We start from the raw sequence: 13218 nt of genomic DNA on the forward strand, positions 1-13218 counted from the left end.
TGCCTGCAGCGCAGGCAAGCCAGCTCCTACATTGACCGTGTTTACAGCTTCAATCAGAGCAGTTCAAAGCTCTGCTGCTGCACATCCTGGGAGTCCAGCCCGATCTGCACATTGAACTGGCCAGGTTCGGCGGCGAACTTGAGCTGGGTGTTGTAGAACTTCAAGTCATCCTCGGTAATGCTGAAGTGCACCACCTTCGATTCACCGGCCTTGAGCAGGATCTTCTGGAAGTTCTTCAGTTCCTTGATCGGGCGGATCATCGAGCCGGCCACGTCCTGGATGTACAGCTGCACCACGGTCTCGCCGTCGAGCTTGCCGGTGTTTTTCAGGGTGACGCTGGCGTCGAGCTTGCCGGTCTTGTTCAAGGTGGTGGACGACAGCGCCATGTCCGACAGGCTGAAACGGGTGTAGCTCAGGCCATAACCGAACGGATACAGGGGAGCTGTGGTGTCGTCGAAGTACTGCGAGGTGTAGTTGCCCGGTTTGCCCGGGGTGAACGGCCGGCCAATGGTCAGGTGGTTGTAGTAGGTCGGAATCTGCCCCACGGAGCGTGGGAAGGTGATCGGCAGCTTGCCCGACGGGTTGTAGTCACCGAACAGCACATCGGCAATCGCGTTGCCGCCTTCGGTGCCGGCGAACCAGGTTTCCAGGATCGCGTCGGCTTGCTGGTGCTCTTCGAGGATCGACAGTGGCCGGCCGTTCATCAACACCAGCACCAGCGGCTTGCCCGTGGCTTTCAGGGCCTTGATCAGGTCGCGCTGGCTTTGCGGGATGTTCAGGTCGGTACGGCTCGAGGATTCGTGGGACATGCCACGGGACTCGCCCACGGCGGCCACCACCACATCGGCGCTTTTCGCGGCCTTGACCGCTTCGTCGATCAGCACCTGGGCCGAGCGCGGGTCATCCACCACTTCCGGGGCATCGAAGTTGAGGAAGTTCAGGTAGTCCACCACCGCCTTGTCACTGGTGATGTTGGCGCCACGGGCGTAGATCACCTGGCCCTTTTCGCCGATCACCGCGTTCATGCCGTCCAGCAGGGTCACCGATTGCGCGGGCTTACCGGCGGCGGCCCAACTGCCCATCATGTCGATGGGGGCCTTGGCCAGCGGGCCGACCAGGGCGATGGTCGCGGATTTCTTCAGCGGCAGGGTGTCGTTGTGGTTTTTCAGCAATACCAGGCTGCGCCGCGCGATGTCGCGGGCTTCGCTGCGGTGCAGGCGGCTTTCGGCATAGGTGTCGGCCGGATCATCCTCGGCCTTGCCGATACGCAGGTATGGGTCGGCAAACAGGCCCATGTCGTACTTGGCACCGAGCACTTCACGCACCGCGTTGTCGATGTCGCTTTGCTCGATCTCGCCGGATTTCAGCAGCCCTGGCAGTTCCTTGCCGTAGAGCTGGTCGTTCATGCTCATGTCGATGCCGGCCTTGATTGCCAGCTTGGCCGCTTCGCGACCGTCCTTGGCCACGCCGTGCTTGATCAGCTCGAAGATCGCACCGTGGTCGCTCACCGTCAGGCCCTTGAAGCCCCACTCCTTGCGCAGCAGGTCGTTCATCAGCCAGGTGTTGGCGGTAGCAGGCACGCCGTTGATCGAGTTCAACGCCACCATCACCCCGCCGGCGCCGGCCTTGATTGCCGCGTGGTAGGGCGGCAGGTAGTCCTGGTACATCTTGACCGGGCTCATGTCGACCACGTTGTAGTCGCGCCCGCCTTCCACTGCGCCGTACAGGGCGAAGTGCTTGACGCTGGCCATGATGCTGTCGGCCTGGGCCGGGCTCGGGCCCTGGAAGGCCTTGACCATCACTTCGCTGATGCGCGACACCAGGTAGGTGTCTTCGCCAAACCCTTCGGAGGTCCGACCCCAGCGCGCGTCGCGGGAAATATCGACCATCGGCGCGAAGGTGATGTCGAGGCTGTCGGCGGCGGCTTCCTTGGCGGCAATGCGCCCGGAGCGGCTGATGGCGTCCATGTCCCAGCTCGAGGCCAGGGCCAGGCTGATCGGGAAAATAGTGCGGTGGCCGTGGATCACGTCATAGGCGAAGAACATCGGGATCTTCAAGCGGCTGCGCATCGCCGCGTCCTGCATCGGACGGTTTTCCGGGCGGGTGATGGAGTTGAACGTGCCACCAATGCGCCCGGCGGCGATTTCCTTGCGGATCATCTCGCGGGGCATTTCCGGGCCGATGCTGATCAGGCGCAACTGGCCGATCTTTTCATCCAGGGTCATCTGTCCGAGCAGGTCGCTGACGAACGCGTCCTTGTCCTTAAGCGCAGCGGGCTTGGTCTCGGCAACGACGGAGTGACTGGCCAGAGTGGCAACAAGGCCCAGCAAACACAGCTTTTTCATGAATATCCTTTTTCGGCGAACTGCGCAGTGTTCAGGTAAAAAACACGGCTCGGCCAAAATGTGGGGAGCGACTATTGTTGTTCGGGTGTTGTGTGGATAAATACCGCACACTTCTCAGCTCTTTATGAACTATCCATAAAGAAGGGCATCTTTTAGCTGATTGGCTCGCTGTAATCCAGTAGTGGCGGATTATGCCCCAAGCGCGTGATGTATAGGGTCAGTCGTCAAATTCCATAAGGTTGGTCAGGAGACACACCATGCAAGCAGCACAGACTATTCGATGGGGCTGGAAAGCCGCGGCCCTGCTACTGATCAGCAGCGTGCTGAGCGGTTGCGGCATCAACAAGATCCCGACCCTGGACGAACAGGTCAAGGCGGCCTGGGCCCAGGTGCAGAACCAGTATCAACGGCGTGCCGATCTGATCCCCAACCTGGTGGAAGTGGTCAAGGGCTATGCAGCCCATGAACAGGACACCCTCACCGCGGTGATCGAAGCGCGGGCCAAGGCGACCTCGATCCAGGTCGATGCCAGCACCCTCGACAACCCGGAAAAACTCAAGCAGTTCCAGCAGGCCCAGGAAGGCCTGAGCGGTGCCCTCAGCCGCCTGATGGTGGTGTCCGAGCGCTATCCGGACCTCAAGGCCAACCAGAACTTCCTGGCCCTGCAATCGCAGCTTGAAGGCACCGAAAACCGCATCAGCGTGGCCCGTCGCGACTTTATCGCCGCCGTGCAGGCCTTCAACACCGAGATCCGTACCTTCCCAGGCCGCCTGTGGCACAGCGTGATGTACAGCGATCTGCCGGTGCGCGCCAACTTCGAGGCCACCAGTGCCGATGCCGATAAAGCGCCGCAAGTGAAATTCTGATGACCTGGCGTGCTGGGTGGCTGGCGGCGCTGCTGCTGGCCTTTAGCCTGACTGCCCAGGCGGCGCCGGACTTCCCGGCGCTGACTGGGCGGGTGGTCGACAACGCGCAGATGATCGACCCGCCGGTGCGTGCGCAACTGAGCCAGCAATTGCAGGCGCTGGAGCAAACCAGCGGCGACCAGATCGTGGTCGTCACGGTGCCCGACCTGCAAGGCCTGCCCATTGAAGACTACGGTTATCAACTGGGCCGGCACTGGGGCATCGGCCAGAAGGGCAAGGACAACGGCGCGCTGTTGATCGTGGCCCGGGACGAGCGTCAGTTGCGCATCGAAGTGGGCTACGGCCTGGAGGGCGTGCTCACCGATGCGCAGTCGTGGGTGATCATCAACCAGGTGATTGCGCCCAAGTTCAAGGCGGGCAATTTCACCCAGGGCATCAGCGACGGCGTGGCGGCCATGATCCAGGTGGTCGGCGGCGAGCCGTTGGCGGTGCCCGCCCATGTGGCGGACCCCAACTTTGCCAAGGACAACCCGGTGTTTTCCATCGGCCTGTTCATCCTGTTGCTGGTGGTGTTGTGGCTGTGCAACCGCATGGGGCTGCCGGTGGGCGCCATCCTGCTGGCGATTCTCAGCAGCAGCGGGCGTGGCGGCGGTGGCGGCGGGGGCGGTGGCTTCAGGGGCGGCGGTGGCGGTTTTGGCGGCGGCGGGGCTTCGGGTGGCTGGTAATGACAATAACTAAAGAGCATCTACAACCATGGCTTTACTGACAGAACACGAGCAGCGCCAGGTCGCCGAAGCGATCGCCAGGGTCGAGCAACAGACCGACGCCGAACTGGTGACCGTACTCGCCGCCCGCGCCGACGACTACGCCTACATCCCGCTGCTGTGGGCCAGTGTGGTGGCGTTGGTGGTGCCGGGGATCGTGCATTACCTGTCGGGCTGGTTGACCATGCACACCTTGCTGCTGGCGCAATGGGCGACGTTCATTGTGCTGTGCCTGGTGTTCCGCCTGCCGGCCATCACCACTCGCCTGATCCCGCGCTCGGTGCGGCATTGGCGCGCATCGAACCTGGCGCGCCGGCAGTTCCTGGAGCAGAACCTGCACCACACCCTGGGCAGCACCGGGGTGTTGATTTTTGTCAGTGAGGCCGAGCGCTATGTGGAGATCCTGGTGGACGACGGGATTTCCAAGCGGCTGGATGACAGCAGTTGGGACGCTATCGTCAAGACGTTTACCCAGCAGGTGAAACAGGGGCAGACATTGGCGGGGTTTATCACGTGCATTGAGGCCTGCGGCGAACTGCTCAAGGTGCATGTGCCCCAGACCCACACGCGCAATGAACTGCCCAACCGCCTGGTCGTCCTGAAATAACCTGTAGGAGCCAGCTCCCACACAAGCCAGCTCCTACACAAGCGGCATTTTCAATCGCACTGACCGTTGGGCAAATAACTCCGTGCCCTGGCGCGCCATCCCCCCTAAAATGCCCGGCATTCCCTGCCCGAGGCGTTTTTGTTCATGTCTGTCACCGCTAAACCTGCCAGCCCCGCGCCGGATCATCATGCCCAGTTCATCGAGTTGCTGCGCGCAAGCCTCGAGCAGAATGCCTTTATCAAGCTGGTGCTGGCCAAGTACGTGGGCGATGAGGTTGAGCTGCAACGCCTGATCATCAAGGCAGTGACGGTCAAGGAGCAGGCGTGCCTGTCCTTTGTCTATCGCTACAAGACCCGCGATATCACCAAGAACTTCGCCCTGGCAGACGGCGTCGCGACGATTGCCGCGCTGTTGCCGGCCTCGTTCAAGAACGCCCACCTGTTGTCGTTGACCGACGAAGCGCAGCTGGAATACAGCAAGAAGAACAAAAGCTCGCTGTTCAAAAGCAAACCCCAGCAGTTGCGTGAATCGCCATCGGCCGAGCACAACCGTGAGAAAAACCGCTTCCTCGACCTTGGCCGGCCATTTCTCGCCGACCTGGGCGTGACCAACGCCAAGCACGAGCTGATCCCGGCGATGTCGCGCAAGTGGAAACAGATCAACAAGTTCATCGAAGTGTTCAGCCACGCGCTGACCTCATCCCCCTTGCAACTGGACCGGCCGGTACGCGTCGCGGATTTTGGCTCGGGCAAGGGTTACCTGACGTTCGCCATCCACGACTACCTGCGCAACACCCTCAAGGCCGAAGGCCAGGTGACGGGCGTGGAGCTGCGCGAAGACATGGTGACCCTGTGCAACAACGCCGCCGCCCGCCTGGAGCACCCGGGGCTGGTGTTCAAGTGCGGTGACGTGCGCAGCGTGGCGCCCAGCGAGCTGGACGTGATGATCGCCCTGCATGCCTGCGACATCGCCACCGACTACGCGATCCATACCGGCATCCGCTCCGGGGCGTCGATCATCATGTGCTCGCCGTGCTGCCACAAACAGATCCGCTTGCAGATCCAGAGCCCGGCACTGCTCAAGCCGATGCTGCAATACGGCCTGCACCTGGGCCAGCAGGCCGAGATGGTCACCGACAGCTTGCGTGCGTTGTTCCTTGAGGCGTGCGGCTATGAGACCAAGGTGTTTGAGTTCATCTCGTTGGAACACACCAACAAGAACAAGATGATCCTGGCCGTGAAGCGTGCCGAGCAGGTGGACAACGCTCAACTCCTGGAGAAAATCCAGGAGCTCAAGGCGTTCTACAACATCACCGAACACTGCCTGGAAACCCTGCTGCGGGCGGATGGTTACCTGGCCTGAGAATGACGCAAATCAAAATGTGGGAGCTGGCTTGCCTGCGATAGCATCACCTCGTTTTACCTGATACACCGAGGTGCCTGCATCGCAGGCAAGCCAGCTCCCACATCAGATCGTGCTCGCCTTGGAGACCGGTGCAGGCTGCACAGCTGTCTTGCGCCCCAGCATCACCGTGACGATCACCCCGCAGGCAAACAGCCAGGTAATCGGCTCGATGTGCTCGCCAAAAAACAGCGCGGAAAAGGCGATGGTGAAAAAGATCTGCAACAGCTGGATCTGGCTGACCCGCGCGATCCCCCCCATGGCCAGCCCGGCATACCAGGCAAAGAACCCCAGGAACTGCGAGAACAGCGAGACGTAGCCAAACGCCCACCAGGTGCGCGCCGAGATTGCGCCTTCATGTTGCAGCGCCAGGTACGTCACCGGCCCGATCAACAGCGGCGTCGACAGCACCAGCGCCCAGCAGATCACCTGCCAGCCGCCCATCTCCTTGGCCAGTCGGCCGCCTTCGGCATACCCCAGGCCGCCCACGGCAATCGCCCCGAGCATCAGCAGGTCGCCAGCCTGGATGCTGCCGGCGCCCGTGATCAACGCATAGCCGAGCACCAACGCGCTGCCCAGTGCCGCGCAGGCCCAGAAAGCTTTTGACGGACGCTCATGGGACAGCCACGCCGCATACAGTGCCACGCACAGCGGTTGCAGGCCGTTGACCAGGGCGCCATGGGAGGCGGGCAGGGTTTGCATGGCCCAGGCCGACAACACCGGGAAGCCGAGGATCACCCCGGCAATCACCAGCGCCAGGCCGCGCACCTGGCGCCAGGTCGGCCAGGCTTCGCGGCGCCAGAGCAACAGCAGGGCCGCCGGCACCGCCGCGAACAAGGCGCGGCCCAGGCCATTGAGCAATGGATGGATTTCCTGCACCACGATGCGGGTGAAGGGCAGGGTCAGGCTGAAGATGATGACGCCGAGCAGGCCGAGGGCCATGCCGGTGTTTTCGCGCGAATTCATGGGAGCAACCGGATTGAATGGGCAGGCAGGTGCTGCCCATCTAGCCACAAAGCCCGCAGGACGCGGGCTTACAGCTGGGTGCAGATTGAACCGTACAGTTGGGCGGTTAGAAGAAGCGGGTCACGCTGATCTTGGCGTTGCGCCCGACGCTGGTGGCGCTGTCGCCGCTCAAGGCTGGCATGTAGCTGCGGTTGAACAGGTTGTCGACGGTGAAGTTGACTTCAGTGCCCTTGAGGTACGCCTGTTGCGGCGTCCATTTGGCGAACAGGCCCTGGGTGTCGTAGCTGTCGTTGGCGTACTGGTCGTAAAACAGGTCGCCAAAGCCACTGTTCAGGCCGCTCGAATATTTGTCGCTGGGCAAACGATCGGTCTTGCGCACGAACTGGCCTTGCCAGCCCACTTGTGCGTCCCAGGCGGGAATTTTGGTGCCAAGCACAGCGACCCACTTGGCCGGTGGAATGTCCCGGGCCCAGACGTGGATGTCGCTGGCCCACGGGTTGGTGTAAGGGTTTTCGCGTTTTCCGGTGGCCCACGAGTAGCTCAGGGAGCCGAACAGATAGGTCGAGTCGTAGTAGCCTTCGAGCTCGAAGCCCTTGATGGTCATGCTGCCGATGTTGCGGTAGTTGGCCTTTGACGCCATGTCGGTGCAGACATCGGCGATGGAGCCGACTTGGGAGTTTTGTTCCTTGCAGCCAATCCCGGTGGCCTTGAAGATCTCGTCTTCGATCTTGTTGTGGAACAACGTCGTACGCAGTTGCAGGCTGTCGCCGCTGGCCATCACGTTGGCAAAGCTGGTGACGTTACCCACGGTGATGGCAGTGATGCGTTCCGGGTCCAGATTGCGGCTGGTGGAGGTGCGGCTGCCCAGGCCCTGGACTTCGTATTGCTCGTCGATCACCGGGGCGCGCCAGGTGCGGCTCCAATTGGCGAACATCACCACGTCCGGGGTGACTTTCCAGAACGCTGCCAGGCGCGGCGACCAGCCGGCATAGGTGCGGTCGCTGTAGTCGTGGCCGTAGGCCGGGTCGGGGTTGCTGTAGTACGGCGCATCGTTGGCCTTGCCACGGTTGACCACGTGGTCATAACGCAGGGACGGGGTGATGGTCACGTCGCCCAGGGTCACCGCGTCCTGGATGTAGAACGCGTTGGTGTCGACTTTGCCGTGGGGCATGAAGGCCGGCTGGAAATGCCCGTAGTTGTATTTGGGCGTGTTGTAGGTTGCGCCGGGCATCCAGCTTTCTGTATCGCGGATGTGCTTGCGGATCTGTACGCCGGTCGTCAAGGCATGGTCCAGCGGGCCGCTGTTGAAGCGGCTGATGTTGCGCAGCTCCAGGATCTTGTCGGTGTAGGCGGTGTCCATCTTGCGCCCGCCGGTGGACAGACCGACGACGGCCGTGGCGTCGCGTTCGTCGGTCTGGTCGGTATTGGACTCCGAGTAGCTGAGCTTCATGTCGATCAGCGGGTTATCCAGGGGCTGGTATTCGTACTTGCCTGACCACGTGGTATCGACGGTGTGGCGGTTGGCCAGGAACCGTCTTACGGCCGCGTCGTAGCCATAGCGGTCGATATCGGTCTTGCGCGGTGGCGATGGGTAGCTTCTGGCCGAGAAAGGTGTCCAGCGTTCGCTGTTGGCCCGGGAGTAGGAGAAACCGAGGCTGTGCTCATCGGTCAGGTACATGTTCAGTTTGAACAGTTGACCGTCCACATCCTGGGCGCTGTTGGGCAGGCGCTGCGGGTTGATCGGGTATTCCTTGCTGTCATAGTCGCGTGCTGCGGCCAGCTTCATGTCGCCGCCGTCACGCTTGGTCAGGTAGGCCAGGGCGTCGATGCGCCCGTCATCGGTGCGGCCATACACGGCGCCGCTGTAGACCTGTTCGTGGTCGTTGCTGGCATAGCCGTACTTGAGCATCGCACCGCTGTTGCGCCCGTCCTTGAGCAGGTCCGGCGCATCCTTGGTGACCATGTTGACCGTACCGCCGAACCCGCCGTTACCGGTGAAGGCCGAGTGCGGGCCTTTTTCCACCTCGACGCTCTTGATCATCTCGGGCTCGATAAACACGGTGCCCTGCTGATAGCGCTCGAAACCGCTTTTGGTCGCGCCATCGACCGTCATCGGTACGTCTTCGGCCTCGCCCATCCCGCGAATATTGATGATCTGCCCGCCCGGTTTCATCGAGCCGCCCATGGTCACCCCCGGCAGCGTCTGCACCAGGCTGGCGATGTTGTTGGGCTGCAGGCGGTCGATATCGGCCTGGGACAGGGTGGAGCGGCCGACGGTGCTGGCGTCGACCTGGTTACCGGTACCGATCACGCTCAAGGCGTCCAACTGCACGCTGGCGCTGTTGGTGGTGCGGCTTTCCTCGGGGCGCACGACATAGGTGCTGCCTACTTTGATCAGAGTGAACTCGCCGGTCTTGAGCAGGGTACGGATCGCCACTTCGGGGGTGAAATCACCGTTGAGCGCGGGCGCCTGGATATTCTTGAGCAGGTCTTCATCGAACAGCAGCTGGATTTTTGCCTGTTGCGCAACCTGGCTCAGGGACGTGGCCAAGGGTTGGGCCGGCAGTTGCAGGGTGAACGACTCGGCCTGGGCCGTGAGGCTGACGGTCAGGCAGGCGGCGATCAGTGTCGGTCGAACAAACAGGTGCTGGGCAAGGCAAGGCGCGCGAAACATGAAATCCCCCAAGGCGGCTAAATAGCCAAAAAAGGCATGCGTATCAAACGCAGACCGGAGGAAGACGCGGCAGGAAAAAAAATCCTCACATGCGAATGCAAAATATTCTCAAGTGGTGCTATTTGCGTGCTTCGATGCGGATCCTGCCGTCGGCCAGGGGCACGGTTTTCACCGGCAACAAGGCCGGCAGGGCATTGAGTAGCGCGTCCGGGTCATTCACATCGAGGTTGCCGGAAACCTTCAGTTGCGCCACCGGGCCATCGGCCAACACCACGGCCTTGGGCCGGTACAGGCTCAGCTCATCTAGCAGGCTGGCCAGTTCACGGTTGCGAAAGGACAGGTGCCCGCTGCGCCAGTCGGCGACTTCGCCAACGGCCAGGCGTTGTTGCTGCACGGAGCCCTTGGCGTAGTTGTAGGTTGCCCGCTGCTGGGCGCCGAGCATGACGGCGCTGGCTTTTTGGTCGGGGGCGAAGGCAACCATCCCGTGGGCCACGCTGACCACCAACTGCTGCTGGCTGCGGCGCACATCAAACGCGGTGCCCACCACCCGCACATCGGCCTCGCCAGCGCGCACGAACAATGGCCGCTCCTTGTCGGGCGCCACCTCCACGTACAACTGGCCTTGGTCCAGATGGATCACGCGGCGATGGGCATCGAAGTCCACGCGCAACTGCGTGCTGGCGTTGACGTACAAGGTGCTGCCGTCCGGCAGGTCCAGGGTGCGCATGCCTCTGTCCTGTGCCGCGACCTCGGTGTGGTAGAGCCCGCGCGGGGCGCCCAGGTTACTGGCGAGCAAGGCGCAGACCAGCGCGGCCGCCACTGCCAGGGCGGGGCGCCAGGGCGCGGGCTGGCGCGTGGGCAAGGGCACGGGTTTATTCAGTTGCTGCAGTTCGCCAAGGTCGGTCCACAGCTGTTCGAATTCGGCGTAGGCGCGCGCATGGGCCGGCACGGCATGCCAGGTGGCGAAGGCCTTGCGCTCCTGCGTGCTGCTTGCGTTGCGATTGCGCGCAAACCAACTGGCAGCCTGGGCATCGATGGTGTCGTGCTCATCAATTTCGTGGCCGTCGCGGTTGCTCAAGCGGGTCATTCTGGCTGCTCCTTGCCCGGGTCTTTTTGAAGTCGCTGCTTGCAGTGCAGCAGGGCAAAGGCAATGTGCTTTTCCACCATGCTGATCGAAACGCCCATGCGCTCGGCAATCTGCGCCTGGCTCAGGCCTTCGAAGCGGTGCAGCATAAGGGCTTCTCGCCTGCGGGGCGAGAGTTCGGCGAGGACTTCTTTCAACTGTTCCAGGCGTTGGAGGCGCAGGGCGGCGGCCATAGGATCGTTTTGCTCGTCGGTGACAGGCTCGGCATCCCATTCGCCCTGTTCATGATGGACGCTGTGCCGCACCTTCTGTTTGCGCCAGTGGTCGCGCAGCAGGTTGCGCGCCATCTGAAACAAAAAGGCCCGTGGCTGCTCGACCTTGCTCCGGTCGCGGTAGTCCAGCCATTGGGTAAAGACATCCTGGGTCATGTCCGCCGCGTCGCTGGCGTTGTCCGTGCGTTTGCGCAGGTAATGCAGGATATCTGCATAAAACCCGCGAAAGGCGTCGGCCGACAACGGGTCGGGCTTGAAACGAGACATGGATATCCTTCTTGACGCAGCACGCTGCAGAAAAGTCGCGAATGATATCGAGAATTATTGCTATTTGTCTCCGTAAATTTAGCGATGCATGCATTCCCCTGTGGGAGCGGGCTTGCCCGCGATGGCGGTATGTCTGATCCACCGCTATCGCGGGCAAGCCCGCTCCTACAGGGGGTGTTTTAGCGCAACGCGGCCAGCAGCTTCTGCAACTGCGCCTGACCCGCCATGTCCAGTGGGAACACCGGCAACCGCGGATCACCCACCTCCAGCCCGGTCATGCGCAAACCGGCCTTGATCGTCGCCGGCAAGCCACCCTTGAGGATGAAGTCCAGTACCGGCAACTGCCGATAGAACAGTTCGCGTGCCCGGTTCAGGTCGTTGGCCTGCACCGCCTGGTACAGATCCAGGTTGAGCTGCGGGATCAGGTTCGGCGCAGCGGTGCACCAACCCTTGGCCCCGGCGGCGAACGCTTCCAGGGCCAGTGGATTGCAGCCGTTGTAGAACGGCACCTGGCCTTCACCCTGGCGGTACAACTGGTGCATGCGCTGGATGTCGCCGGTGCTCTCCTTGACCATTGTCACGTTATCAACGCTGTTGACGATGCGCAGGATCAACTCCACCGACATATCCGTGCCGCTGGTGGCCGGGTTGTTGTAGAGCATGATCGGCACACCAACGCTGTCGCCGACGGCCGCGTAGTGCGCCAGGATCTGCGCTTCACTGAGCTTCCAGTACGACGTTGGCAGCACCATCACCACATCGGCACCTTCGGCTTCGGCAAAACGTGCGCGGCGCACGGCCTTGGCGGTGGTCAGGTCGGACACGCTGACGATGGTCGGCACGCGCTTGGCGACTTTTTGAATGCTGTAGGCGCTGACTTCATCCCACTCGGCATCGCTCAGGTAGGCGCCTTCACCGGTGCTGCCCAGCGGCGCGATAGCATGCACGCCGCTGTCGATCAAACGGTCGATGGAGTGGCCCAGGGCGTCGAGGTCAAGGGTGCTGCCGTCGGCGCTGAACGGGGTGATGGTGTAGCCGATGATGCCGTGAATTGTAGGGCTGGACATGGAATGTCTCCGGTCGAAAAAGGCTTCAGTTCAGGCAATCGGCGTGTTGGCGCAGGTTCTGCCGAGCGTAGTAGTTGAACGCGGCGCCGTGGCGCTTGGGCTTGGAGATCCAGTCATGGGCCTCGCGTCCCAACTGCGGCAGGATCGGCTTGACGGTCCCGGCGGCCATGGCCAGCAATTGCAGTTTGGCCGCCCGTTCGATCAGTTGCGCGATCACGCAGGCTTCTTCGATGGTGCTTCCGGTGGACAACTGGCCGTGGTGCGACAGCAGGATGGCGCGCTTGTCGCCCAGGGCCTCGGTGATGATTTCGCCTTCTTCGTTACCCACCGGCACACCCGGCCAGGCTTCGAGGAACGCACAGTCTTCGTACAGCGGGCACAGGTCCATGTGTGACACCTGCAGCGGTACTTCGAGCATCGACAGCGCGGCGATGTGGGTCGGGTGGGTGTGGATGATGCAGTTCACATCCGGCCGGCCACGGTACACCCAGCTGTGAAAACGGTTGGCCGGGTTGGGCATGCCGTGGCCTTCCAACACTTCCAGGTCTTCGTTGACCAGCAGCAGGTTGCTGGCGGTGATTTCATCGAAACCCAGGCCCAGTTGCTGGGTGTAGTAGGTACCAGGCTGCGGGCCGCGGGCGGTGATCTGCCCGGCCAGGCCCGAGTCGTGGCCGTTCTCGAACAGAATACGGCAGGTCAGGGCCAGCTTTTGCCGGTCGGTCCACGTATTATCCGCCAGGGTACTTTGCATCTGGGTCAGCGCTTGCTTGACCAGTTGTTCTTTGGGGAGTGCTAATGTCTTGGCCATATCGGTGTCCTTTGGGTGGTTCATTGGACGTCGATTTGCTGGTTCCCGCTGCTCGCAAGGTCGTTGGGTTCTGCAAATGACACTAAAGAGGCTATAT

11 protein-coding genes are annotated in these 13218 nt (G+C 62.0%); 4 read left to right on the plus strand and 7 right to left on the minus strand.

Annotated elements, in window-relative coordinates:
• Positions 1–53: 53 nt before the first annotated feature.
• On the minus strand, positions 54–2345 hold the full coding sequence (gene bglX, locus ACO77H_RS06335) for a beta-glucosidase BglX (protein WP_170042886.1): 2292 nt from the start codon (positions 2343–2345) through the stop codon (positions 54–56).
• Between the two features lie 257 nt (positions 2346–2602).
• On the opposite strand from bglX, the gene ACO77H_RS06340 reads away from it, so the two are divergent.
• The 4 genes from ACO77H_RS06340 (at position 2603) to ACO77H_RS06355 (ending at position 5944) form a co-directional block, all read left to right on the plus strand.
• Positions 2603–3211: a LemA family protein gene (locus ACO77H_RS06340; RefSeq protein WP_029297013.1), complete on the plus strand. Its 609-nt coding sequence runs from the start codon at positions 2603–2605 to the stop codon at positions 3209–3211.
• Entirely contained in the window at positions 3211–3936 is a 726-nt protein-coding gene (locus ACO77H_RS06345; protein WP_169956791.1) for a TPM domain-containing protein, read from the plus strand. The genes ACO77H_RS06340 and ACO77H_RS06345 overlap by 1 nt, the downstream gene beginning before the upstream one ends.
• Positions 3937–3964: 28 nt before the next feature.
• Positions 3965–4582: a TPM domain-containing protein gene (locus ACO77H_RS06350; protein ID WP_169956789.1), complete on the plus strand. Its 618-nt coding sequence runs from the start codon at positions 3965–3967 to the stop codon at positions 4580–4582.
• A 144-nt stretch (positions 4583–4726) separates the two neighbouring features.
• The gene (locus tag ACO77H_RS06355) at positions 4727–5944 is read left to right on the plus strand and encodes a class I SAM-dependent methyltransferase (RefSeq protein ID WP_432755168.1); all 1218 of its coding nucleotides are present in this window, start codon (positions 4727–4729) and stop codon (positions 5942–5944) included.
• A gap of 105 nt (positions 5945–6049) precedes the next feature.
• Here the strand turns inward: ACO77H_RS06355 and ACO77H_RS06360 are convergent, their stop codons facing one another.
• From ACO77H_RS06360 to ACO77H_RS06385, 6 genes are all read right to left on the minus strand, one after another.
• Positions 6050–6949 (minus strand): DMT family transporter, encoded by a 900-nt coding sequence (locus ACO77H_RS06360; protein WP_099167892.1) that lies wholly within the window; start codon positions 6947–6949, stop codon positions 6050–6052.
• A 106-nt stretch (positions 6950–7055) separates the two neighbouring features.
• Positions 7056–9623 carry a TonB-dependent receptor gene (locus ACO77H_RS06365; protein WP_170042882.1) on the minus strand — a complete coding sequence of 856 codons (2568 nt, stop codon included), beginning with the start codon at positions 9621–9623 and terminating at the stop codon, positions 7056–7058.
• A 118-nt stretch (positions 9624–9741) separates the two neighbouring features.
• On the minus strand, positions 9742–10710 hold the full coding sequence (locus tag ACO77H_RS06370) for a FecR family protein (protein WP_432755169.1): 969 nt from the start codon (positions 10708–10710) through the stop codon (positions 9742–9744).
• Positions 10707–11246: an RNA polymerase sigma factor gene (locus ACO77H_RS06375; RefSeq protein ID WP_169956781.1), complete on the minus strand. Its 540-nt coding sequence runs from the start codon at positions 11244–11246 to the stop codon at positions 10707–10709. Before ACO77H_RS06375 ends, ACO77H_RS06370 begins: the two co-directional genes overlap by 4 nt.
• A 179-nt stretch (positions 11247–11425) precedes the next feature.
• Positions 11426–12313 (minus strand): dihydrodipicolinate synthase family protein, encoded by an 888-nt coding sequence (locus ACO77H_RS06380; protein ID WP_170058367.1) that lies wholly within the window; start codon positions 12311–12313, stop codon positions 11426–11428.
• A 25-nt stretch (positions 12314–12338) separates the two neighbouring features.
• The gene (locus tag ACO77H_RS06385) at positions 12339–13121 is read right to left on the minus strand and encodes an aldolase (RefSeq protein WP_169956777.1); all 783 of its coding nucleotides are present in this window, start codon (positions 13119–13121) and stop codon (positions 12339–12341) included.
• Between the last annotated feature and the right edge of the window lie 97 nt (positions 13122–13218).

It is taken from the genome of Pseudomonas sp. WMBT8, from assembly GCF_050916005.1.
GTDB lineage: Bacteria > Pseudomonadota > Gammaproteobacteria > Pseudomonadales > Pseudomonadaceae > Aquipseudomonas.